This window comes from Kitasatospora arboriphila, from assembly GCF_039528095.1.
GTDB lineage: Bacteria > Actinomycetota > Actinomycetes > Streptomycetales > Streptomycetaceae > Kitasatospora > Kitasatospora arboriphila.
On record NZ_BAAALD010000043.1, the window covers coordinates 1 to 22,391 of the forward strand.

The following is a 22,391-nucleotide window of genomic DNA, read 5'->3' on the forward strand; positions in this document are numbered from 1 at the left end:
CAAAACAAGTATGAACCCGAATGCCGGTTTTGTCAGACATGAATTCGGGCGACGGTCGCAGCCCGTGACGTGGCTGCACATGGTGCACTCGACCGCTCGATGGCCCCGCCTGCTCCATGTTTGTCCGGACAGGGATTGCGCAGACGCCGGGTGTTCCGCTCGGAGGCGCCTGCTGCATGCGGGCCCGAGGACGGGAGGCCGCGCGGGCTGCGGCCGGACGCTGGAGTTTTCGGCCGTGTCATCGTGCCGTGGTGGAGAGGACGTGATCGCCGTGACGCAGAACCGCGCCGACCGTTGGATGCTCACGTTCCCCGGGCCTGCCGGGTGCCACGGAGAGCAGGACACCGTCGTGGTGGAGCGGCAGGCCGGATTCGGGCCGCACGGGCATCCGGTCTATGCGGATGCCGATTTCAGCGTCCGGGTCGAGATCGAGGACGGCGGTCTCGTCCATGTTCTGGACTGCGTCGGCCGACCTGTGCCGGACAACCCCGTCCACGCTCAGCCCCTCCATCGGCCAGCGACCTCTCTGCAGTCCCCGCAGAGCCCGCGGACCGTGCCGAGGCCGACGATCAGCCCGTAGTACAGGTCGGACCACCCACACCGGGCGCGCGAGGAGAATTCGTCCGATCGACAGGTCGGCGCAGGTCTGCACGGTTCGGACAGCCATGGAAGTCCGTTCCTGGCGTGTTCCGGAAGGCGGACCCGGACCGGGTTCCGCGCCTGTGCGGCCCTGCGCCGGGCCCTGGTCCGTCGGTCCCGGATCAGACGGGGCTGGAGCGCCAGGCATCGCGGGCAGCGCTGGAGGCGGAAGCGGCCTGGCGGGCGGTGCGGGAGGCCATCTGTGCAGGGTGGGTTTCCCAGGCGGTGACCACCCGACGTCCGGCAGTGGCCAGGGCGGTGGCGACCAGGGCCGCCCCTGCGACGCCCAGGAAAGCCCCGGCACCGGCCAAGGCGGCGCCCAGGGTGAGGAGACGAACGTTCGGCCTGAACTGCTCGGTATGGAACTGGTTGTTCGGCATGCCTCCACGATGCGCGGCACCGCCTTCCGCCGCACCCGCGGCCGTCCGGCGTGCACCGCCGCGGCGCAGGCCGCGCGCCGACCAGGCACGCCTTGGTGGGTGGTCGATGTGGTCGACCGTCGCGGGTGCCAGATCCGGTGCCCGGCGCCACGAGTACAGCAGTGCCGCATCTTCGGCGACAGGTTGAAGCTGCCAGCGCCTCTCACACGAAGAACGCAAGGCCCCGACCGGGACCGATTGACGCCGTCCAGTCCCACTACGCCTTGCCCGACGAGGCCTGGTGCGTGGAGCCGAGCGAGGCCGTCCCTGCGCAGGCCGCGTGGACCGAGATCCCCAACGCCGCGACCCACCTCCCCGGAGCCGCCTTCCTCGTGGCGGTGATTCCCGACGAGGATCCGGATCTGGAGCCGACCGTCCACATCCATGGCTACGACGAGCACGTCATCCCTCAAGAAGTCCAGCATCACCAGACGATGGGTGAAGAACGACCGGCTCAACCACGCCGGCTACCTCCGGGCCTTCGCTGCCCTCACCGCACCGCCCGGCGCCAAGGCCCGTTACCGGCGACGCCGCGACAACGCCGGCGACTGGCACGCCGCCGCCCAGCGCAACCTGTTCAACCGAATGCCCGGCCAGCTGTACCACTGCCTCAAGAACCGCCAGCTGTTCGACGAGCAGATCGCCTTCCCGACCCCACAGGAGCTCGCTGTAGCAGCGGCGTAGCCGAATCCACGGTGGCCTTCGGCCGCGTGCTTGAATCGCCGGATGATCGACTGGTCCACTCTGCACGATGTCTACGGCGCGGCGGCTGCGATTCCCGGGCTGTTGGAACGGGCAGCCGGTCGTGATCAGGACGCGATCGACCAACTCTGGGGGCGCTTGTGCCATCAGGGGACGATTTCCTCGGCGAGCATTGCCGCGCTGCCGCAGCTGGCGGACATCGTCGAGACCACCGCCTCCGGAGACTGGGCTCTCGGCTTGGCCGGCGCCATCGCGGGCGGTCTGCTCCAAGGCCACCACGGCGCCGACGAAGAGGTGGCTCGCCAGGAGCCGACCCTGGCACGGCTGCGGGACCTGGCCACCGCGCGCCTTGCACCCGGCCAGGACCGTCGAACCTATCTCGGCTTGCTGCAGGCGATACTCGCCTTCGACCGCCAGCCCCTGTGGTTCGAGACTCTGGACGACTTCACCGACTCTTTCTACACAGTCGCCTGCCCGCACTGCCGTGCAACCGTAACGATTGCTATCGGCGACTACGGCTGCTACTCCTCGATCCGGGACTGGGACCTGGGGGACGTCCACCAGATCCCGCTGCGGCCGGCCACGGCCGACGCGCTGACCAGCGTGGGGAGGATGCTGCATGAGCTGGCTGAACGGGACGAACAGACAAAACTAGCCTGGGGTCTCACGCACCTGTTCGGCCATGCGGAGTGCCCGGGTTGCGGAAGCGTCTTCGACATCGCCTCGGAGTACGAGGCCGCGAATGCACCCGCCCCGTGGGACTTCGCTCGTCGCCACACCACGGACACCCCCTGATTGCCGACGTGGCGTTCGAACACCGAGCCCGCACCCACAGGCCCCGACTTGACGGCTTGGCACCGTGAGGTGTGTCTGGATAGCCCCGTTCACCGGGCTGAGCCCGCACGACTTCCGCAAACTGATGACAGTGCTGCGTCGCGAGTGTGCTGACACGGGCCGCCCTGGCCGGCCATGGGCCCGCCCTTCGAGGACCGGGTCCTGCTGGTCGCGGCCTACTGGCGAACCAGCCTGACGCCGCGGCAGCTCGCGCCGCTGTTCGGGGTGTCCAAGTCGGCGGCCGACCGCATCATCGACCACATCGGCCCGCTGCTCGCGCTCAAGCCGCGGTGACGCTTCCGCAAGGACACTGTGCTGATCGTCGACGGTCTCCTGGTCCCCACCCGCGACCACACGATCGCCGAGCAGTCCAAGAACCAGCGGTACTCCACCAGCCACCAGGTTGTCATCGATGCCCGCACCCGCCTGGTCGTCGCGGTCGGCCGACCCCTGCCCGGCAACCGGAACGACTGCAAGGCCCGGGAGGAGTCCGGCGCCAAGGACGCGGTCGGCCGGACCACGACGATCGCCGACGGCGGATACCCGGGCACCGGCCCGGTCATCCCGCACCGCCGGCCCAGGGGCGGCGACCTCACCGCGTGGCAGGCCGAGCACAACCCTGAACACAAGCAGGTCCGCGCCCGGGTCGAGCACGTCTTCGCCCGGATGAAGACCTGGAAGATCCTGCGTGACTGCCGTCTCAAGGGCAGCGGTGTCCACTACGCCGTGCTCGGCATCGCGCGCCTTCACAACCTCCTCCAGGCCGCGTGAGGCGGGCGACCGCCGAGCATCGGCCCGCCCCGCGAGACGCCCGAAGACCAATTACGCGATAGCCCTCAGCCGATGAGGAGTGGAGGAGGCCGCCAGCGGTCACACCGATGAGGCCGAGCACGACGGGCCACGGGGTGAGGCCGCGGGCGGCGCCGACGATCTGCTGGTTGCGGGTGACGGGGTCGGCGCGTGGGCGAGACCGCCGTTGGCGTGCCAGGCGGCCACCTGGTCGATTGCAGGCCGCCGTACGAAGGCGACGGCCGTGGGGCGTCAGCCGGGGCGGTGAGGCCGATGGCCGGTCAGCCGTTCGGCTTTCCGCTGCTGCCGGTGCGGGCGAGCATCGCGGCCGGCAGCCGCACCGCCCGCTCGGCGTCGGCAAGTTGGTCCGTGGGACGAAGGACGGCGTCGAAGGCGCGGCCGCCCGGCGCGGGCAAGGCACGCCAGTGCAGAACCGGGGCGAACCCGCTCGCACACTGTGCGAGGAACCACGCCAGGTGGCCGTGGATGCGCGCGACACTCAGAGCGAGGCCGGCGAGCGCCCCCCGCAGCCCGGCAAGACGCTCGATCCGCGGCAGCGAATCCTGCACGTCAGCCGGGCCGACAGCACCGTCGAGCGCGACGGCAGTCTGTCGGGCCAGCACCAGATCCGCAGCTGTCGGCTCCCACCCGCCGTCCTCCGCCGGCCGCTGCGCCTCCAGGACCGCCTGCTCGACGGCCGTGACCATGCCCGTGCGGGGGCGGCCTGTCGGCGGTCCGTAGCCGGCCCCGTGGGCCCGGATTCTTCCCGGAACGGCCGTCGGTGGACCGCCGCCGGGAGGAGACGCGCGCCCATGGGCACACGCACTCGTCCGAAGTCCGGGCGGCGGCGTGTCGGACGCTGTGCTTCCTGGTGCCCAGCTGGGGCGGTGGGGCAGACGGAAGCCGTCCGGCGGTGACCGCGTCCACCCCCCGCTCCGTGTGCTGACCATAGGGCCGGGGTCGGGGTCAGTAGTAGTGGCGGGGGGCGCCGGGGGGGGGGGGGGGGGGGGGGGCCCGCCGACGGCGTGGCCGAGGAGGCCGGCGACCCACAGGATGAGGCCGATGACGGCCAGGATGATGCCGATGGTCCACAGGATCGATATCCCGGTGACGAAGCCGATGACGAGCAGAATGACGCCGAGGATGATCACGGGCACTCCCGAGTGTGGTGCGCGGTGAGTGGGGTGCAGGAGCGGCCCGGTGAGGGGTTGCCGGCATCCTGGATTCGCCGGGCGTCCCTGCAGGTTGCGTATGCCGCAGGGTGCTTGGGCCAAACCCCTCCATGTGACCCGGGCGCGCTGAGGTGCCGGCGCAGAACGGGGCGGCGAGGTGGCGGCGTGCACGCTCGCGGGCGACCTTCTGCCGGCACCGAGCCCGAGGTCGCGCCGTGAAACACCGGGGGCTGCGGCGGGCCGGGCCGAACGGGAGGCCGGCCAGGGCGCGCATGCGGCTGGCGGGCGGGAGCAGACGGTGACCCGGCCGGGGCATGCGCGGCAGCCGAGAACCACCGCGCGCCACCACCGCCGTCCCGTCGGGGACCTGGAGCGAAGGACGCCGGCCAGTGAACCGACCCCACCCGCTGCACCACCGTCACGCCCGACTCACCCGTCTGGCACGGCGGCTGCTCACCGCCGGCCTGCACGGCGCCATGGATCGCACGCCAAGACCTCGTAGCGGATTGCGCCTGCCGGGACCACGACGTCGGCCCGGCCGCGTTCCGCATCAAGAGCACTCGGTCGGCTGCAGACCCGAGCGCTCGCGACCCCGTTCCTCACGATTCCTCGCGGCGGCCGTGGTTGAGGACGGGCCGGGTGGACAGGCGCCGGGTGAACGCGGAAGCACGAGGAGGAGCGGGTCGTGAACGTTTCGAAGATCGTCTACCGGCCGGTGGGCATGGTGGTGGGCGCCCTCGGCGGTGTGCTGGCGGGAGCCGTGTTCAAACGCGTGTGGAAGGTGGCCGGGCACGAAGATGCCCCGAACGCGACGGACGAGGACCGCACCTGGCGCGAGGTGCTCCTCGCGGCGGCGCTGCAGGGCGCGGTGTTCGGGCTGGTGAAGGCGGCCCTCGACCGGGCCGGTGCGGTGGCGGTGGGTAAGGCCGCAGGGCACCGGCCGACCAGCGGCGACATCTGACCGGCGCACCGGCGCACCGGCGCACTGCGGGCCTGCTACCTTCGCAGCCAGGCGTTCGCTCACCGCGCCCAGTACCGCCGTCTGCGCCCGCACGGTGCCGACCGGGTCCTCAAGCGCGCGGCGCAGCCCGGCTCGTCGTCGTGGTCCTCCCGGCCGTCCGCGTTGTCCGGGCCGGGTGAGGGCTCCTCTGCGGGAGCGCCCGACCGGCAACCGCCGCACGCGGTGCGCGGCCTCCTCGGGTGCGGCGGGTCCGGCGAGCGGAAGAGCCGGCCGCGGTCGGCGCCGCCCTCCAGGTGCGACTGCTCGGCCGGCACGGCGGCACCGGCCGGGGCCTGTCCGACCGGACGCGTGCGAGTGGGACGGCCTGCGCTCGGGGTAGGCGGCCTGTCGTGGCGAGCCTGGTCGCGCGAGTACCTCGTCGACCTGCCTCACGCGGGGTGGCCGCCTACGTGCGGGGCGGTGGACCACGGGATGGACGCGGTCGCAGACCAGCAGAGTGCCGAGCCGGGGATCGGGGTCAGGACCTGTCTACGGCCTGGCCCGGCCCGCGTGGTGCGTGGGCAGCCCGCGCGTGGCGGTGGCGAACGAGGGCTGGCCGGTCACGGGGTAGCCGTGGAAGGACTCCAGCGCGCCGATCTTGTGGCGGTCGGCATCCACCACGGCGTGGCCGCGCCGTTCCCGGATGTCACCCGCTTCGAACATCAGTGGCCTCCGATGCCCGTGGGCGTTTCCCGTTCCCCTTTCGGCGTGTGCCGCCGCCACCTGCCCGGTGTGTCGGCGAGGTGCCCGGGTGCGACCACCGGCTGCGCCTGCGGCACTGGTGGAGCCTTGCGGTCGCCGGCGGCCTGTCGGGCACCTACGGTCGTGTTCTGACACGGCCCGTCGTCGCGGGAGGCCAGGATGAGGTACTACCGGTGGATTCTCCGGACGCAGGACGACGACGGCCGCTGGGTCCAGCAGGACGGCGCTCCCATGCCGAACCCCCTGGAATACGACGGGCCGCCCCAGCAGGCGGCGAACCACCTGCGGGACGTGTTCGTCCGCACGCTCTCCAGCCCCGCTCCCGGCCCCCGGGCGATCACGGTCCAGGTCTGGGAGGGGCGCCACTCGGTCGGTGAACCCCAGGCCGAGACCGAGTGGTCGCGCGAGTAGCCGGAAGGGCCGCGACCAGGCGACCGGGAGGACCGGCGCAGTTCGCCCGCATCCCGATGCCTGCACCGAAGGTCCATCAGCGCCGGCACGGCTCCGGTCGTCGACTGCGAGGCCGCCGTGCCGCAGGGTTTCCCGGGGCCCGAGCTGCGGCGCATGTCCGGGCGCGGTCCGCACACCTGCCCGCTGGATCCGGGGTGCCGTCGGGCACGGGGGCCGGCGGCGGGAAGTCGGGGCCGGCGGCGGCCGGCACGGTGCCGTGCACCGCGATCGTCACCCGCCGGCCCCACCTGCCGCGACCAGTGGGACGCCGGCGACGGCACCCACCAACGCACCCCCTGCCGGGGAGCCACCCGGGCCAGGAACGACGTCGAAGCGGACCGGGCCGGAGCCGGGGCGCTCCGCCGGGCTGAAGCCCGTGACCGGTGCGTCACCCGCACCACCGGCTTGATCGAGACCAGCCTGCCCGACCACGATCCCCAAGCCGTCGAATGCCGGCCCTGCCACAAGAAACGCGAGTTCGCCGGCCGGGAACCGCTGCGCCGTGCGGTGCTGCGGAAAAGCCTTGCGAGCTTGTTGCCGGCGTCCTGACCGGGCACACGGTCCGCGGGAAGGACGTCCGATGCCAACTCCCGCAGCAACCCCGGCCACCACCCGCGAACGGCCCGTACTCCACGTCGGCATCGCCGACCGCAAGGGGCGGTGTCGGCAAAGCGGTACCGCCCCTTGCGGCCTCGGCCCAGCGCGGAAGGAACTGCGGGCCGCCCCCCGGCGCAGCAGGGCGCGTGGCCGGGCCGCCTACCGCGGCGCCCCGATTTCCGGAAGCCGATCCTCTCGTCGGTGGGGCGGCTGTGGCGGTCCGTCACGTCTTGTCCGTGGCGGGGGTGTGAGCCAGGCGGCGCACTCCGGGCGGAGGTAGGCGCGGGTGCGTCGGGTCCGCCGCGCCGCTGCGCGGAGTCCGGTGCGGATCGCGTCCTTCATCGCCCGTCTCGCGGTCCTCGCGTCTTTGCCGAGCGCGCTGCGCCCAGGGCCCGCCCCCGGGTGCTGTGCCTCCGCACGCACCCGGGAGCCGGTCACATGGCTGCCAGGAGGATGGCCGTGTAGTGCGCGGAGAAGGCGGCGACGGTGAGGGCGTGGAAGACCTCGTGGAAGCCGAACCAGGACGGTGAAGGGTCGGGGCGTCTGAGCCCGTAGACGACGGCGCCTGCGGTGTAGAGGAGGCCGCCGGTGATGACGAGGACGACGACCGCGGTGCCGCCGGTGCGCGCGAAATCGGGCAGGTAGAAGACCGCTACCCAGCCCAGGGCGACGTAGCAGGGGGTGTACAGCCACCGGGGTGCCCCGATCCACAGCGTTCGGAAGGCGATGCCGGCCAGGGCGCCCGCCCACACCGCGGTCAGCAGCACCACCTGCTGGCGCGCGGTCAGCAGCAGCACCGCCAGCGGGGTGTGGGTGCCGGCGATGATCAGGAAGATGTTCGCGTGGTCCAGCCGCCGCAGGACCGCCTCCCCGCGCGGACCCCATGTTCTTCGGTGGTAGGCGGCGCTGGTGGCGAACAGCAGGCAGGCCGAGAGTGCGTACACCGAGCAGGCTGCCGCTGCGGGAGCCCGGCGTGGGAGGGCGATCAGGACGGTGCCTGCGGCCAGCGAGAGGGGGAACGCGCCGGCATGCAGCCAGCCGCGCATTCTCGGCCTCGGTGCAGCCGCCGCGTGCTCCACGCCGCCGTCCAGGTTGCGGGCTGCCCGTCTTTCAGGTGCGTCGACCGCGGCGGTACAGAAGGTGCCGGAGCGAGGCTCGGGATCCCGTCCGTGTGCCGGTGGCTGGGCGTCTTCGCCGATCACGCGCTCATTTTAGGAAACCGGCGGAAGAATGCGGCCGACGCCGCCCCGAGACGACTCGCGTCGTGCTGGACGACATCGCCCACGGCCCGCTCCCCGAACTCGGCTTCGAGGCCGATCGGCACCAGCACCGACCGCCTCGTACAGCAGATCGCGCAGACGACCAGCGGTTCCCGTAAGCATCCCCGAATGGTTCGGAAGGGTCCGGGCCCGGGGGGAGTTGCGACCGGGCCTCGTTCCGGTCCGGCTCGCGCGGTGCGCGTTCCCCGTGCCGGGCGCCTATGAGGTCACAGGCGCCCGACCGGCGCGTGCATGCGACACCGCTCGCAAGGCCGACGATTCCGCAGAAGGACAGCCGAAGCGTCACTCAGAGCACGGGTCAGACCCCCGAGCGGTGCCGCCTACATCCTCACAGTCAGAGCAGGAGGGTGCCTTCGGGGTGTGGAGGTCGTCGATGGTGATGTCGACGCGTGTGACGGCGAGTCCCAGGGTGTGTTGTGCGTTGTGCAGGACGGCCCGGCGGACCTGGTCGGCCTGGGGGAGCAGGGGGCGGGACGGGTCGGCCGTGAGGGTCATGGTCGCGTGGATGGTTCTGCCGTCGGCGACGGGTGTGAGGCGGCAGCTGCCGGCCCTGGCGGTGCCGGCGTCGTCGGCGGCGCGGCGCAGTGCTTTGGCGGCGGTGGTCTCGTCGATGCGACATCTCAGGGCGGGGTCGCCGCGGGGGAGTCGTCGTCCCCGTCGGTGTTCGGCCCGTACCGCGCGCATGACCCGATCTGCGAGGGCCGTGCTCCGGCTGTCGGGTCCCTGGGCTCGGAGGGCCTCGGTGGCCTGACGCAGGAGGCGCTGCTTGTCGGCGTCGGCGGGGTCGTCGGGACTGTCCGGGGTCCGGCCGGTGCCGGGCCGGGGCCGGGTCGGGCCGGTTGTGTGGGCCGGGCGGTGTTCTAGCGCCATGGGTCCATCGCCTCCGCGAGGGACCGGCGTGCGCGGAACAGTCTGCCGCGCACCGTCTGTTCGCTGACGCCGAGGGTTCGTGCGATCTCGCCGTAGTGCATGCCGTGCAGTTAGCGCAGGATCCAGCAGGTCCGCTGGCCGGGGTCGAGGTCGGCCAGTGCGCGGGCGAGTGCGCGTGCTGCGGCGCGGGTCTCGGCGATCTGCTCCGGCGCTCCGTGGGCCTGGAGGACGGGGGGTTCGGGCCGGATGTCGAGGGGGACGGCAGGCACGGGACGGCTGCGCAGGAGACTGAGGCAGCGGTTGGTGACGATGCGGTAGAGCCAGGTGCGGAACGCGGCGTCGCCCCGGAATTCCGGCAGTCGTCTCCACGCGCTGAGGAGGGACTCCTGGACCATGTCCTCGGCGTCCTGCCGGTTGCCGGTCAGGTGGTGGGCGAGGGCGAGGAGGACGGCGCTGTGGCGGCCGACCAGGACGGCGAAGGCGTCGTCGTCGCCTTCCGCCGCTCGGACCGCGAGAAGCCGGTCGCCGGCCGGGCCGGTGCGGGCGGGCCGGACCGCGGTGGACGGGGACGGCAGGCTCCACGGCGCGGCCGGGCGGTCGCGTCGGGTGCGGGGCCGGAGCGGCGGAGGCCGCTCGCGGAGGCCGGCGGTGGTGCGGGTCTGCGCTGTGCTCATCGTGGCGTCCGGTTGCCGGTGCTGTATGCCCCTCCTCCTCGCGCCTGTCCGCAATCGGGACGGTTATGCCGAGGGCGTGAGGATTTCGCGCCGGCGGCGTCCAACAGTTCAGCGGGCCCGGGACCGGGTTCGCACCGGGGCGAGGTCAAGGAGGCCTGCCATGACGGACACGTCCAGCAGTTTCCCGCAGGGCGACGGACGCCCGGAGGGCGGCCTGCAAGGTCCCACCGGCGCCGACCGGGTGCCCGAGGAGCGGGGCAGGACGACCATCGCGGACAGCGTCGTGGAGAAGATCGTGGGCACCGCCGCACGGGACGTTCCCGGTATCCACGCCCTGGGAGCCGGGATGTCCCGCACCATGGGCGCGGTGCGCGAGCGTGTTCCCGGCGGCGGACGGGCGAGCGTCAGGGGCGGCGTGAAGGTCGAGGTGGGCGAGCGCCAGGCCGCCGTCGACCTCGTCGTCGTCGTGGAGTACGGCGTCCCCATCACCGACCTGGCGGGCGACGTGCGCGTCAGCGTCATCGCGGCGGTGGAGCGCCTGACCGGCCTGGAGGTCGTGGAGGTGAACATCGCCGTCGACGACGTCCACCTCCCCGACGAGGAGGACGACACCGAGAGCCGCGTCGCCTGACCTGCAGCCGCCCGGCCCCGCACCGTCGCTGCAGGGACGCTGCAGCGTGACCGGGGGCCCGGGCGACACCGAAGAAGGAGCATGTGAGATGAGCACAGCCGCACTGGGTCTGCTCGCGGGGATGGCGCTGGGATTCGCCGGGTACTTCGGCGGCTTCTGGGCCTTCCTCCTGGTCCTGGTCCTCGGGGTGGTCGGCCTCGTCGTCGGGCGCCTCCTGGAGGGCGACGTCGACGTCAGGGACTGGCGCCGACCCCGGTCCGAGGACCGGCGCCGATGACCCGGCAAGCCGTCGCGGCGCGCGAGCGCGGCGCCACCGTCATCCCGGACCGCGTGGTGGCCAGGATCGCCGCGCGGGCCGGCCGGGAGGCCCTCGCCGCACAGCAGTACGGCCCCGCGCGGCCCGCACCGCCGACCCCCGACGCGTCGGCGCACGTCCACGGCGGCTTCGCCCGCATCCGCCTGGCCGTCGAGCTGCCCTACCCGGTCGACCTCGCCGCAGCCGCCCGCGAGCTGCAGCGCCAGGTGACCCGCCGCGTGGGCCGTCTGACCGGACTCGAGGTCACCGAGGTCGCCCTCGCGATCCGCCGCCTCCTTCCCGAGGGCAGCGGCGGCCGCGTCCACTGACCCGCAGCGCACACCCCATCACCGAGCCCTTCCCGCGGGACACCGCCGGGGCATCCGCCCGCCCACCGCCACCAGATCTCAGGGAGAGCCGGCATGACACACCAGCCCCCGGCCGTCTCCGACCCGGACCCCGAATCCGCCACCGCGCAGGGTGGCCCGTCCGAAAGCAGCCCGGCCGGCACACCGGCGGCCCAGACCGAGCGCGGCCGTACGGCGTCGCGCTGGTGGTCCGAGCGGAGGGTTCCCGCCGCGATCGTGGCCCTCGTCGTCCTGGCAGCCTGCGCGCTCACGCTGTTCGACGTTGTCCGGGTGCGTACCGGCCACACGGCCGCCGCCTGGCGCAAGACCCTCGCCGACGAACTCGCCACCCGACCGATCGACGACCCGTGGGTCATCACCGGCGCGGCAGTGGCAGCCGTCCTCGGCCTGTTGCTGATCGTTCTGGCGCTCACCCCCGGCCGCCGGCACCTCCTGCCCATGGCAGTCCCCGACAACCCGGACGCACCACAGGCCGCACTCGACCGCGACGGCGCCGCCCGACTGCTGCGTGATGCCGCCCTACGGGTGCCGGGCGTCTCCCACGCCGACATCAGGGTGCGCCGGCGCCGGATCAACGCCCGCGCCCAGGTGGCCTTCCGCGACCTGGACACGGTGCGGACCGAGGTCACCGAAGCCTTGACAGCACAGCTCGACGCCCTCGCCCTGGCCCGTGTGCCCCGGCTCACGGTCCGGGCCCGCCGGCGCGGCCCGTGACCGTGCCACCGCAGCGCTACGGACCGCGTGCCCATTTTCACGGGAGACGACCTGATGAACTCTCACTCCGTCCTCAACCGGACCCTGCTGGCCGTCGCGGGCCTGGTCATGCTGGGCGGCGGCCTGCTCGTGCTGGTCGGAGCCCTGGACCTCTACCGGCGCTGGAGCCTCGACCCGCCTGCCGACTGGCCCCTCACCGGCCCGCACGACACCCTCGTGCCGGTCCGGGACCGCACCCGCTGGACGGACACGGACTGGTGGTGGCCGACCGTCATCGCCGCCCTGGCCGTCCTCACCGCCCTGGCCCTGTGGTGGTTCCTGGCACAACTGCGCCACCGGCACCCCGGACGCCTGCCGGTCGGCAACCCGCCCTGCGACGGCGTCGAACTGCACGACAGCGCCCTCGCCGACGCCCTGGCCGCCGACGCCTCCCGACTCCCCGGCGTCCACAAGGCGCAGGCCCACCTGACCGGTCAGGCCCACCACCCCCACGCCACCCTCGACCTCACCCTCGATCCGGACGCCCACCCCCGCGACATCCTCCCCGCACTGGAAGGCACCTTGAACCGCGCCCGCCGCAGCACCGGATGGGAGCAACTCCCCACGCGGGCCACGCTGCGGGTCGCCTCCCACCGGCCCCACCGCGCCGAATGACCGGCGATGACCAGGTCACGGCAACATCGGACAGGCCGGAGTGAGAGCCTCCCGTCGAGGCCCGGTGCCGACCGGTCCACCGCTACGGGCTTTGCCGTACCGGTGTCTTGGAGCGCGCCGCAGGAGTCCGAGGGCATCGAGGAGGGTGCGGCGGTCGGTCTGGCCATCGGCATGGGCGGTGACGGTGCGGCGGGTGCGGGCCGGGACCGCTTCCGGCAAGCCCGCGACCGCACGCGTTCTCGCTCGTCGTTCCTGGCGCTCGCCGCTACTGCAGTACTTTCAGTACCGCCAGGGAGAGCCGCTGTGCGGTGGGGCGAGGGTCCGCGCCGGGCAGGACGAGGTGGCTGATGGTCATCCGGACGGCAATGTCCGCCGCCGTGTCGATGAGGTCCTCATCCCGCTCGGGGAAGCGTTCCGTGAGCCACGTGCGCAGGAGGTTCTGCCCCGCGTCGAAGATCGGGTCTGCGCGTGCCGTGAGGTAGGGCAGCAGGCTGTCGGAGCCCTTTCTGGCGGCCAGGACGACAGCCCGGATGAGCGGGTTGCGGTGGGCTTCGGTGAGGACGAAGAAGACGGCTGCCTCCAGGGAGGCGCAGGGGTCCGGGAGCCCGGGGTAGAGGGTCAGCGCCACGCTTTCCAGGAACTCGCGTGTCTCTCTGAGCACCAGGGCCCGGCCGAGGCCCGCCCGGTTGCCGAACTCCTTGTAGACGGAGGGGCGGGACACCTCGGCGGCCGTGGCCACGGCCGACAGGCTTACTTGGTCCCAGCCCGAGGAACATGTCAGGTCGCGTGCGGCGTCCAGGACGCGCCGTCTCATGTGCTTGCGCCAGGCGACGCGTGGCGGATCGGGTATCGCCGCACGGGTGTCGAGTGGCCGTGCCCCGTCCGTGTGTCCAGTCATGAGGCGAGTCTGGCAGGAGCGGGGGCATGCTCGTGGGGTGCTCTGCGCGTGGGTGACGTGGAGGCCCGCCACCCGGGCCCGCGGGGGTGCCCGGGTGGCGGAGACGGGGAGGCTCCGGTGCCGTCAGGAGCGCTTGCGGCGGATCAGGAAGATGATTCCTCCGCCGAGCGCCAGTGCCGCGGCGGCCATCCCGAGGGGCACGACCACGTTGGCTCCGGTCCGGGCCAGCGATTCGCCGTCTCCGGTGGCCCGGACATCGTTGCCCGGGCTGGCGCTCGTGCCGGCGGACGGGCGCGCGCCCTGCCCGGGGGCCGGGGTGGCGAGCGGATTCTGCGGGGAGCCGTTGTCCGTGCCCACCATCGTGGGAGCAGCGGACGGCGCCGTGCCGTTCCTGATGAAGGCGTAGGCCCCGCGATCAGGCGCGCCGCCGGCTCGGCCGGCGCCGGTGATGTCCGTGGTGACCGCCGGGAACGGCTCGGCCGTGCCGATGGCGGGAGAGCCCTTGCCCAGCCGGAAGTCGGCGCCCGCGCCGGTGCCGGGCTTGACGAAGCGGGGGTCGGCGACGATGTCGTGCGGACCCTTCACCTCGGGGGCCCGGCCGCCGTAGTACACGTTGTAGTCGTAGGTGACGTCGACGTCGCGGTGCTGGGAGTTCGTCGGCTGGCCGGGACGGCCGGAGGTGACGTTGTTGAGGACTCTGACGTCCGTGCTGTCCTGGGCATATATGTTGGCGTACGGATCCATGCGGGTGCTGCGGCCGTTCTGGTAGGCCGTGTTGTGGACGATGTCCACGTGCTGGCTCTTGTAGGAGTGGATGCCCGAGCCGCCGTTGTCGTAGGACACGTTGTTGGCAACCAACACCCGGCCCTTGTAGTCGTGGCCTTTGAGGGTGTCGATGATGATGCCGTTACCGTCCGAGTAGCACTGGCAGTGCTCCCACTTCACTCGCGTCTCGTTGTCGTGGACGGTGTTGGCGGTGATGCGGATCTTGTATGTTCTGCCGTCCCCGGCGTCGCTGTCCTTTGCGGTGAGGATCGAGATGCCGCTCTGGCCGAAGACCGAGAACCAGGCGTTGCCGTAGACGTGGTTGTGGTCGATCGTCACGTGGTCGGCGTCGATGGCGGAGATTCCCCCGCCAGGGCAGTGGTGCACCGTGTTGCCGATGATGTCGATGTGGTGCGAAGTGGCGCCCCTGTCGACCGACAGGCAGTTGGTGTTGTATTTCGGTTTCCTGGTGCTGGCGCCTTGCTCCGCCTGGGCCAGGGAGATGTTTTCGCTGTCGCCCTTGATCTCGAGGCCTCGGATGACGATGTACGAGGCTCCGCTGACACGGATGCCGTTCCACCCGGTGAGGGGGTTGATGACCGGGTGGTGACCGGGATGGGCCTGGAAGGTGATGGGCGCGCCGGGACGGCCCGAACGGGAGATCGCCAGGACGTCCGAACCGCCGGCCCGCTCCGTGTAGGTGCCGTTCATGATGGAGACGGCATCCCCGGGCGCAGTGCTGTCGGCGGCCTTCTGCAGCGTGCGGAACGGCTTGGACGGCGAGGTCCCCGGGTTGCTGTCGGAGCCAGCGGTGCTGACGTAATAGGTACGGGAAGCGGCCTGGGCCGGGGGTGAACCGGCAACTCCTAGGGGTAGCGCCGCTCCGGCGAGTAGCGCTGACAGTACGTATCGGCCTGTGCGTTTCATTGCTGCCTTTTCTTCGAGGTGCTCGCGCGGGCGTCATTCCGCCCCGTGCAGGGCCGACGGGACCCGCGCGGTCGCCGTTCGTTCACGCAGGACCTCACGAGCGGCCGAGGGGGCAGGACACCAGCTCGCACACCCGCGGCCGGAGGAGGCGGGTGCCGGACTCCGTGCCCGGTGCGGCAGGCTCCGATCACGGGGTAGGCGTGTCGGCAGCCGATGCGCCGGCGGCCGTCCACGCCGAGAGTGGTGTCGCCCGCCAAGTCTGCTTCGTGGGAGGCGAGTTGCGTAAGTGACGGTCGCAGGCTCCGACTTCGGATGCAAGAGCGGACAACTTGTCAATATTCTGACGAGTCATCAGCTGAACCCTCGGCCCGGGCGCTCCACGAGAACGGTGGTTGCGTCCGGTCCCGGGTGGGCACCAGGATGCCGTCCACGATCAGCACGGTGTCCTGCCGCGGGCGCGGCGCGGGCGAGATGGCCGGCAGAGGGGCGAGGTGGTCCAGCACCCGGTCCGCGGCCGACTTCGAGATCCCGAACAACGGCGCGACCTGCCGCAGCGTCAGGTCGGTCCGCCGGTACGTGGCAACCAGCAGCACCCGGTCCTCCAGGCAGAGCCGCCACGGCCGGCCGCGCCGGACGTCACCTCCGGGACGGCGGACCAGCGCGACCGGCTTGCGGAACTGCGACTCGCGCAACCCCGAGAACGGCTCGATCCACATCGGATCGCTTGCCGAGATCACCCCACCCATGCCGTGACCGACGCCGAACCGGGCGGACAGTTAAGGGACAGCCTGTAGGCTGACCAGGGCACGTCCCACCGGGGGGAAGGGCACCGCGCATGATGAGACGTCTTGTTCCGCTGGCTGCAGTGATGTTGGCGCTGGCCGCCTGCAGCTCGGCCGGGTCCGACGGCCAGAAGGTCGGCAGCGACGGCGAGCTGGCCTGCTCGCTGGTGCGGAGGCTGCCCGACCGGATGCCCGACCAGCCGGCCGGCGGCTCGTCGGACCATTCCTGGGACGTCGCGGTCGGCCGACTGAACACGGCCGCAGAGCTGGCCCGGGTGGCCGCGCTGGAGGACAAGAAGTACCAGCCGCTCGCCGACACGCTTGCCACCGCCCGGCAGACGTTCTCCACCACCTTCGACCTCCACCGTGCCGAACCGGGCATCAAGCAGGCGCGCACCCAGTGCTGACACCACCGCCCGCAACGCCGGGACGGCTCCTACCGTCGGGCAGCCGACGATGCGCGACGCGACGGTCCCGGGAGCAGCGCTCCGCCGTCACCGTTCCGGGCGGCGATCGGCTCCCCGCGCGGTGTGCGGCATGATCGCGTCGTCCGGGATCACCCCGAGCCGGCCCGCCTCGTAGTCCTCCATGGCCTGGATGATCTCGGCCTTGGTGTTCATCACGAACGGCCCGTAGTGGAAGACCGGCTCCCGGATCGGCTCGCCGCCCAGGATCAGCACGTCCAGGTCGGCCGAGTCGCCGTCGGGCCGGCTGCTCGCCGTGACGGTCAGGGCGCCGCCCGGGCCGAAGACCGCGAGCTGGTGGGCGGCGAGGGGCCGGCCCTCGGTCCCCACCGAGCCGTGTCCCGCCAGTGCGTAGACCAGCGCGTTGAACTCGGGGCGCCAGGGCAGTACCAGGCGCGCTCCGGCAGCGATGGTGGCGTGCGCCAGGGTGATCGGCGTGAACGTCGAGCCGGGGCCGGCATGTCCGTCGAGGTCTCCGGCGATGACCCGCACCAGCGCGCCGCCGTCGGCCGAGGACAGCAGGGTGACCTCGCGCCCTTCGATGCTCTGGTACTTGGGCGGGTTCCACTTGCTGGCCCTGGGCAGGTTGACCCACAGCTGGATGCCGTGGAACAGCCCACCGGAGACGACCAGCGCCTCCGGCGGCGTCTCGATGTGCAGGATCCCCCTCCCCGCGGTCATCCACTGCGTCGCACCGTCGGTGATCAGACCGCCGCCCCCGTGCGAGTCCTGGTGCTGGAAGAGACCGTCGATCATGTAGGTGACGGTTTCGAAGCCCCGGTGCGGATGCCAGGGCGTGCCCTTGGGTTCGCCCGGTGCGTAGTCGACCTGGCCCATCTGGTCCATGTGGACGAACGGATCCAGCGCCTCCATCGGGACACCGGCGAAGGCCCGGTACACCGGGAAGCCCTCGCCCTCGAACCCGCTGGGCGCGGAGGTCACCGCGGTGACCGTCCGCTGCGTGGCGACCTGCGGATCGGGCTCGGCGATACGCGGCAGGTCCAGCACGTTGTCCACGGTCACGGCGGGCATGGCACCCTCCCCGAGGGGTCGGAAGGTCCGATCCAGTCTAGTGCCGGGGCGGCCCGCCGGCATTGTCACGCCCCGGGTACTCGATCTTCCTCGCCCCGGCCACGGCTCGCGCGGACCAGGGGGCGACATCCGCGGGCCGCCGGCCGGCCGGCGGGGCGCGCACGTGGCCTCGCCGTGCAGCACGACCTCGTCGACCGCCACCGGCGCGAGGTGGAAGACGGCCATCGGAATGGACGCCGGGCTCACACGGACAGCCGTCCTGTCGACGCATCATGACGATCGGTCATGCCGGGAGGGCCGATCGGTCTGCCCGTCAGTCGCTGTCGGAGGGGCGCGATACGATTTCGGATCTTCGTTCGAGGGGGATTTCATGCGCCAACTTCTGCTCGGTCTGATCGTCGCCGTTACCGTCGTCCCGCTTGCCGCATGCAGTGAGGGCTCGCCCTCCAGCAGCCCGGCGTCAGCGGCGAGCGCGCCGTCGGTCTCAAGCACGCCGTCCGCTGTCGATGCGCCGACGCTCTCCGCGGAGGCCCAAGTCAAGCTCGCCGCGTGGTTCGCGGACAGCCGCCACAAGCAGGGCATGCAGGCCCTCGACCACGGCCTCCGCGACTTCAAGCGCAGCGTGGCCATCGCCCCGGCCGCCCCCGCCGACTACACGGCGATCCGGTCGGCGTGCAACGACCTCGACCACGATCTCAACATCATCAAGGACTTCGACCCCATCCCCGATCCGCAGTCCCAGGCGCTGTGGTCCTCGGCGGTCACGAACCTGCGGCAGGGTGCGACCGACTGCCTGACCGCTGCCACCGCCAACGACGCCGCCAAGGTCACCCAGGCCAAGGCCGCACTCCTCAAGGGCGACTCCGACTACTCGGCCGTCGTGGCCCGGCTGGGCACCGCACTCGGCGTCGCCCCCACCCCCACGGCAGGCTGAGGACGGCGCCGACGCCGCAGCGGCCGGGCCGGGACACGGGTGTCCCGGCCCGGCCCCAGGCGCCCGCCCGGCCGCCTCCAGGTGCAGGTATCGCGGGCGCTATTCGCAGGCGGTTCCGTCGCCGTCACGGTCCAGCTTCCTGCTGTAGCCCGGATCCCCCCGGTGGAGGGGTGCCTTGCCGGCGGCCCGGACCGCTGCGCAGTTCTCGTAGTAGGCACTGCCCGAGCCGCCCGAGGAGGAGCCGCCGCTCGAGGAAGAGCCACCGGACGAGGACGAGCCGCTGGTGGAGTCGTCGTCGGTCACGGCCGGCGGTGTCGGGTCGGGGTGCAGGCGGGTGAACTCGGTTGCCGGGCAGGCCGTGCCGGGCGCCGTGACCTTGAGGTGCGCCGTGACGGTCTTCGGGTACTCGAGTTCCTTGCCCTCCTTCGGGTCCTGGAAGCAGACGGTCCAGTCGCCGACGCCGGCGGGGAGGGTGACGTCGAGGTAGGCGCTGCCGGCCTCGACCGCCTTGAGCTGCAGCGGCCCCAGCGTCTCGGACGCCTTCGCGAAGGTCTGGCCGACGACCGCCGGCATCTTCGGATAGGGGATCGGCTCGCCGTCGTGCGCGGGGCAGGGCCACTCGACACGGACCACACCGAAGTCGAGCGAGGGCGTCCTGCCCGCCTTCGCGGCCGTCACGGTCTGGAAGCACACCTTCCAGTTGTCGTCGTCCCACTGGCCCGCGCTCTTGTCGGAGGCGTCGTGCGAGGTGGCGTCGTACCCGGCCTTGCTCGCCGCGGACTTGGCCGACTTGAGGTTCTGGCCCACGAAGCTCGGCGGTGCGGCCGGCGTCGGGCTCGCCGGCGCAGCAGTGGCCGGCGTCGCCGCGGCCACCGGCTTGGCGTCGCCCTTCGGGTCCTGCGGCGGGTCACCCATGAAGGGTGTGAAGAACCAGATGCCGGCGAGAACGGTCGCCACGACCTTCTGCGGCCGGCTCCAACGGCTGCGCCATGCGAGCGCGATGCCGCCGGGCGGGAAGAGGAACAGGGTCACGATGATCAGAGCCGGGTGCTGCCACCACCGCCTGGCCGGCACCGGCGCCGGCGGCTGGGGGTACGGGTACGGGTAGGGCGGCTGGTGCGGGTACGGCGGCTGGCCGTAGGCCGGGGGCTGCCGGGGATAGCCGTAGCCGTGGTCGGGCGGCGGGGGTTGCGTCATGGCTGGTCTCTCCGCGAACAGTTGGCTGAGCGGTGATCAACCTACACAGATCGTCCAAGTTTCTACAGCCCCCGGTGTGTCAGCTGTGACGGTCGCGTGTTCGAGGACCGGCACGCCGATGAGTGCGACCGGCTTCCCGCTCACCTCCGGCGCCGTCGGCCTGCACCGGGCGCGGGCGGCAGTGGGTCAGGGGTCGACCGAAGGGCGCACCGCGTGCGGTCTGCGGCGGGCGCTGCGAGGTGGATCCGCTGTTGACGGAGCTCGGCCTGCTCGACGAACTGACGCTGTGGATCCACCCGGTGGTCGTCGGCCAGGGCAAGCGCCTGTTCCCCGAGGGCTCCAGCGCCGCCGCCTGGACGCTCGCCACCACCACCGCCTTCAGCTCCGGTGCCGTCGTCTTCGACCACCGCAAGAGCGACCGGCTGTAGCCGCGGCCACCCGGTCCGCCCGCACCTTCCCCCGCACTGCCGCCGGGTCCGATGTGCGTCAGGAGCCGGGGCTGATCCGGCGTGCGAGACTCGGCGACCGGCGGATCCGGACGAGTCCCCCACGTCACCGACGGCGGGCACCGGGTGTCGTTCGGAAGACCCCCACTCTCGACTGCCGGGGCCGACGGGCCGTCCAGGGCCCCGAACCTCGGGGTGCAGGTGGCCGGTGCCGAGGGGTCGCCGACCCCCTGTCCCGTCCTGGGCCGGTACGGCGGCTACCGAATCTGCATGCAGGGCCGGCGGTTCGGCATCGACATGTAGTGACCGGCGTCGAAGCCGCCGACGTTCAGGGCCGAGACACCATGGCTGCCGCCCGTGCCGTAGCCGAGGTCGGTGAGCCGGCGGCAGAGCGCCAGCGCGTCCTCGGGGGTGGTGTCCTCCGTCACGTGGATCGTCAGGGCCTGACCTCCTCCCACAGCGCCCGCGGCTTCGGGCGGAGGCACGAGCATCTCACCGTCCAGGACATGGGGCAGACAGCGCACGTCGTCCGGAAGGCCTGTGGTGGAGCCGCCCATCCAGCTCGATGTGGGATGCGGCGATGCGCAGGCCTTCGGTGTCGGAGAGCCCTGCGGGCTCACCGACATCACCGGTTCGCTGCTCTCCGCGCTCGACGCGGCCTGACCATCGGCAGCCGAGGAACATCCGGCCAGCATCAAACCGGCCAGCACGGTGCCTGCCACCGCGAGTCTCATCGCAACAACCCCCCAAGATCGTTTCCACTCTAGTGGCCAGGTCAAGCCACTTGTCGTCCCGGCGGACAGCCGGTTGCCATGGAGATCCAGGGATTACCGGTCACCGCACACGGCCTCGCGGTCCACGGACCACGCGGACCCGTCTTCGAGGACGTGGACCTGGAGGTCCCCTCGGGCGGCCTGCTCGTCGTCCACGGCCCGGGTGGCTCCGACCGCACCACCCTGCTGTGGCGAGGCCGCGCCACCGCTTGAGCTCGTTGATGCGCCATGCGACGGTGTCACGCCGTTTGTAGGCCTCGCGGTCGAAGCCGGGCGGCCGCCCGCCGCGTGGGCTTCTCCTCGCCGCACCAGCCGGTCGGCGGGTCTCCCACGGCCGTGATGGACCAGCGGCCGGTCCGGGACACGTCGTGCCGGTCTTCCGGGGGTCCAGGACGTGACGCGGCTGACGCCGTGACAGCGGGCGGACGGCGGAGTGCCGTTCGCGGCTCCGGCCCCAGCGGCCCGTGCTGCGCCGCTGCCGCGGTGGGCGGGGAAAACCGCTTTTCCGTGGGCTGAGCAGGTGATAGACACCCCGGGTGCATAACACTCTCGATTTCTCCGACCTCCTGCGGCTGATTGACGAACGGTCGAGCGCGTTCCGCGCCGCGGTCGCCTCCGCGCCCGACCTCGACGCGCAGGTGCCGACCTGCCCCGAGTGGACGCTGTTCGACCTGGCCCAGCACCTGGGTGGTGGCGACCGCTTCTGGGCCGCCATCGTCGGTGCGGGCCCCGCCGACGCCCCGCCGGACGGGGCCGCCGCCGAGCGGGCCGCCCTGGTCGTGCCGCGGGAGCGCGAGGCCCTGGTGGCCTGGCTGGAGGAGTCGACGCAGCTGCTGCTGGGTGCGCTGCGGGAGGCGGGCCCGGACGCCGGCTGCTGGGCGTGGTGGAGTGCCCTGCAGACGCCGCGGACCTCCGGCGGGGTCGCCCGGCACCGGGTCCAGGAGAGCGCGGTGCACACCTACGACGCCCGGCTCGCCGCGGGCGCCCCGCAGCCGCTGCCGGCCGAGGTGGCCCTCGACGGTGTCGAGGAGTTCCTGTTCACCTGCGTCGCGACGCCCAGCGCCTGGCCGCACAAGCCCACCGCCTTCGACTTCCACGCCGCCGAGGGGCGCTCCTGGCGCCTCACGGTCGACGGCGACGGCGCCCGGACCACCCGTCTGCCCGCCGCCGGCGGCGAGGGCCCGGACGCAGCCGGTGTATCCGCCCACGCCACGGCCGGTGAGCTGATCCTCTTCCTCTACGACCGTGTCCCGGCGGACTCCTTGCGGATCGACGGCGACGCAGGGCTGTTCGACCTGCTCCGCGCCTGGGAGCCGGAGGAGTAGGACGTCACGGGCCGTCGTGTCCGCCCCGGCGCTCAGCCGGGCAGGGACGGTCAGCCGG

24 protein-coding genes and 4 pseudogenes are annotated in these 22,391 nt (G+C 72.3%); 17 read left to right on the forward strand and 11 right to left on the reverse strand.

Annotated elements, in window-relative coordinates:
- Window positions 1–298 precede the first annotated feature (298 nt).
- Window positions 299–580 (forward strand): DUF6296 family protein, encoded by a 282-nt coding sequence (locus ABD353_RS21740; protein ID WP_344625385.1) that lies wholly within the window; start codon window positions 299–301, stop codon window positions 578–580.
- Window positions 581–761: 181 nt separating this feature from the next.
- On the opposite strand, the gene ABD353_RS21745 is transcribed toward ABD353_RS21740, so the two are convergent.
- Window positions 762–1,019 carry a hypothetical protein gene (locus ABD353_RS21745; protein WP_344625307.1) on the reverse strand — a complete coding sequence of 86 codons (258 nt, stop codon included), beginning with the start codon at window positions 1,017–1,019 and terminating at the stop codon, window positions 762–764.
- Window positions 1,020–1,460: 441 nt separating this feature from the next.
- Between ABD353_RS21745 and ABD353_RS21750 the strand changes: the two are divergent.
- From ABD353_RS21750 to ABD353_RS21760, 3 genes and pseudogenes are all read left to right on the forward strand, one after another.
- Window positions 1,461–1,742 (forward strand): annotated as a pseudogene (locus ABD353_RS21750) (IS110 family transposase); the annotation flags it as partial.
- Between the two features lie 42 nt (window positions 1,743–1,784).
- Window positions 1,785–2,555 (forward strand): hypothetical protein, encoded by a 771-nt coding sequence (locus ABD353_RS21755; protein WP_344625308.1) that lies wholly within the window; start codon window positions 1,785–1,787, stop codon window positions 2,553–2,555.
- Window positions 2,556–2,619: 64 nt separating this feature from the next.
- A pseudogene (locus ABD353_RS21760) lies at window positions 2,620–3,365 on the forward strand (transposase).
- A 299-nt stretch (window positions 3,366–3,664) separates the two neighbouring features.
- On the opposite strand, the gene ABD353_RS21765 reads toward ABD353_RS21760, so the two are convergent.
- Window positions 3,665–4,090 carry a hypothetical protein gene (locus tag ABD353_RS21765; RefSeq protein WP_344625389.1) on the reverse strand — a complete coding sequence of 142 codons (426 nt, stop codon included), beginning with the start codon at window positions 4,088–4,090 and terminating at the stop codon, window positions 3,665–3,667.
- A 1,150-nt stretch (window positions 4,091–5,240) separates the two neighbouring features.
- On the opposite strand from ABD353_RS21765, the gene ABD353_RS21770 reads away from it, so the two are divergent.
- The gene (locus tag ABD353_RS21770) at window positions 5,241–5,516 is read left to right on the forward strand and encodes a DUF4235 domain-containing protein (RefSeq protein ID WP_344625309.1); all 276 of its coding nucleotides are present in this window, start codon (window positions 5,241–5,243) and stop codon (window positions 5,514–5,516) included.
- 528 nt (window positions 5,517–6,044) lie between these two features.
- On the opposite strand, the gene ABD353_RS21775 is transcribed toward ABD353_RS21770, so the two are convergent.
- Window positions 6,045–6,218: a hypothetical protein gene (locus tag ABD353_RS21775; protein ID WP_344625310.1), complete on the reverse strand. Its 174-nt coding sequence runs from the start codon at window positions 6,216–6,218 to the stop codon at window positions 6,045–6,047.
- A gap of 198 nt (window positions 6,219–6,416) precedes the next feature.
- On the opposite strand from ABD353_RS21775, the gene ABD353_RS21780 reads away from it, so the two are divergent.
- A complete protein-coding gene (locus tag ABD353_RS21780) occupies window positions 6,417–6,668 on the forward strand; it encodes a hypothetical protein (RefSeq protein ID WP_344625311.1) in 252 nt (83 codons plus the stop codon).
- 444 nt (window positions 6,669–7,112) lie between these two features.
- Window positions 7,113–7,256, forward strand: coding sequence for a hypothetical protein (locus tag ABD353_RS21785; protein WP_344625312.1), 144 nt, complete (start codon window positions 7,113–7,115; stop codon window positions 7,254–7,256).
- A 482-nt stretch (window positions 7,257–7,738) separates the two neighbouring features.
- Here ABD353_RS21785 and trhA read toward each other — a convergent pair whose 3' ends face one another.
- A complete protein-coding gene (gene trhA, locus ABD353_RS21790; RefSeq protein ID WP_425555222.1) occupies window positions 7,739–8,506 on the reverse strand; it encodes a PAQR family membrane homeostasis protein TrhA in 768 nt (255 codons plus the stop codon).
- A gap of 938 nt (window positions 8,507–9,444) precedes the next feature.
- Window positions 9,445–10,029: pseudogene (locus ABD353_RS21800) on the reverse strand (RNA polymerase sigma factor).
- Window positions 10,030–10,288: 259 nt separating this feature from the next.
- Here ABD353_RS21800 and ABD353_RS21805 point away from each other — a divergent pair.
- The 5 genes from ABD353_RS21805 (at window position 10,289) to ABD353_RS21825 (ending at window position 12,790) form a co-directional block, all read left to right on the forward strand.
- Window positions 10,289–10,759, forward strand: coding sequence for an Asp23/Gls24 family envelope stress response protein (locus tag ABD353_RS21805; protein ID WP_344625316.1), 471 nt, complete (start codon window positions 10,289–10,291; stop codon window positions 10,757–10,759).
- A gap of 88 nt (window positions 10,760–10,847) precedes the next feature.
- Window positions 10,848–11,036, forward strand: a complete 189-nt coding sequence (locus tag ABD353_RS21810; protein ID WP_344625317.1) for a hypothetical protein — start codon at window positions 10,848–10,850, stop codon at window positions 11,034–11,036.
- The gene (locus ABD353_RS21815; protein ID WP_344625318.1) at window positions 11,033–11,383 is read left to right on the forward strand and encodes an Asp23/Gls24 family envelope stress response protein; all 351 of its coding nucleotides are present in this window, start codon (window positions 11,033–11,035) and stop codon (window positions 11,381–11,383) included. Before ABD353_RS21810 ends, ABD353_RS21815 begins: the two co-directional genes overlap by 4 nt.
- A gap of 93 nt (window positions 11,384–11,476) precedes the next feature.
- On the forward strand, window positions 11,477–12,136 hold the full coding sequence (locus ABD353_RS21820) for a DUF6286 domain-containing protein (protein ID WP_344625319.1): 660 nt from the start codon (window positions 11,477–11,479) through the stop codon (window positions 12,134–12,136).
- 54 nt (window positions 12,137–12,190) lie between these two features.
- Window positions 12,191–12,790: an alkaline shock response membrane anchor protein AmaP gene (locus ABD353_RS21825; protein ID WP_344625320.1), complete on the forward strand. Its 600-nt coding sequence runs from the start codon at window positions 12,191–12,193 to the stop codon at window positions 12,788–12,790.
- A 265-nt stretch (window positions 12,791–13,055) separates the two neighbouring features.
- On the opposite strand, the gene ABD353_RS21830 is transcribed toward ABD353_RS21825, so the two are convergent.
- The 3 genes and pseudogenes from ABD353_RS21830 to ABD353_RS21840 all read right to left on the reverse strand — a co-directional run.
- The gene (locus ABD353_RS21830; RefSeq protein WP_344625321.1) at window positions 13,056–13,688 is read right to left on the reverse strand and encodes a TetR/AcrR family transcriptional regulator; all 633 of its coding nucleotides are present in this window, start codon (window positions 13,686–13,688) and stop codon (window positions 13,056–13,058) included.
- A 123-nt stretch (window positions 13,689–13,811) separates the two neighbouring features.
- Window positions 13,812–15,380, reverse strand: coding sequence for a right-handed parallel beta-helix repeat-containing protein (locus ABD353_RS21835; protein WP_344625322.1), 1,569 nt, complete (start codon window positions 15,378–15,380; stop codon window positions 13,812–13,814).
- A gap of 395 nt (window positions 15,381–15,775) precedes the next feature.
- Window positions 15,776–16,126 (reverse strand): annotated as a pseudogene (locus tag ABD353_RS21840) (transposase family protein); the annotation flags it as partial.
- Between the two features lie 89 nt (window positions 16,127–16,215).
- Between ABD353_RS21840 and ABD353_RS21845 the strand changes: the two are divergent.
- Window positions 16,216–16,569, forward strand: coding sequence for a hypothetical protein (locus tag ABD353_RS21845; protein WP_344625323.1), 354 nt, complete (start codon window positions 16,216–16,218; stop codon window positions 16,567–16,569).
- Between the two features lie 87 nt (window positions 16,570–16,656).
- Here ABD353_RS21845 and ABD353_RS21850 read toward each other — a convergent pair whose 3' ends face one another.
- Complete coding sequence (locus tag ABD353_RS21850; protein WP_344625324.1) at window positions 16,657–17,658, reverse strand: pirin family protein; 1,002 nt, start codon at window positions 17,656–17,658, stop codon at window positions 16,657–16,659.
- Between the two features lie 370 nt (window positions 17,659–18,028).
- On the opposite strand from ABD353_RS21850, the gene ABD353_RS21855 reads away from it, so the two are divergent.
- Window positions 18,029–18,592, forward strand: coding sequence for a hypothetical protein (locus ABD353_RS21855; RefSeq protein ID WP_344625325.1), 564 nt, complete (start codon window positions 18,029–18,031; stop codon window positions 18,590–18,592).
- 99 nt (window positions 18,593–18,691) lie between these two features.
- Here ABD353_RS21855 and ABD353_RS21860 read toward each other — a convergent pair whose 3' ends face one another.
- Window positions 18,692–19,789 (reverse strand): excalibur calcium-binding domain-containing protein, encoded by a 1,098-nt coding sequence (locus tag ABD353_RS21860; RefSeq protein WP_344625326.1) that lies wholly within the window; start codon window positions 19,787–19,789, stop codon window positions 18,692–18,694.
- A gap of 251 nt (window positions 19,790–20,040) precedes the next feature.
- Here ABD353_RS21860 and ABD353_RS21865 point away from each other — a divergent pair, with 251 nt between their 5' ends.
- Entirely contained in the window at window positions 20,041–20,217 is a 177-nt protein-coding gene (locus ABD353_RS21865) for a dihydrofolate reductase family protein (RefSeq protein ID WP_344625327.1), read from the forward strand.
- 275 nt (window positions 20,218–20,492) lie between these two features.
- On the opposite strand, the gene ABD353_RS21870 is transcribed toward ABD353_RS21865, so the two are convergent.
- Window positions 20,493–20,957 carry a hypothetical protein gene (locus ABD353_RS21870; RefSeq protein WP_344625328.1) on the reverse strand — a complete coding sequence of 155 codons (465 nt, stop codon included), beginning with the start codon at window positions 20,955–20,957 and terminating at the stop codon, window positions 20,493–20,495.
- Between the two features lie 90 nt (window positions 20,958–21,047).
- On the opposite strand from ABD353_RS21870, the gene ABD353_RS21875 reads away from it, so the two are divergent.
- Window positions 21,048–21,221, forward strand: a complete 174-nt coding sequence (locus ABD353_RS21875) for a hypothetical protein (protein WP_344625390.1) — start codon at window positions 21,048–21,050, stop codon at window positions 21,219–21,221.
- Window positions 21,222–21,544: 323 nt separating this feature from the next.
- Complete coding sequence (locus ABD353_RS21885; RefSeq protein WP_344625329.1) at window positions 21,545–22,333, forward strand: maleylpyruvate isomerase family mycothiol-dependent enzyme; 789 nt, start codon at window positions 21,545–21,547, stop codon at window positions 22,331–22,333.
- Window positions 22,334–22,391 lie beyond the last annotated feature (58 nt).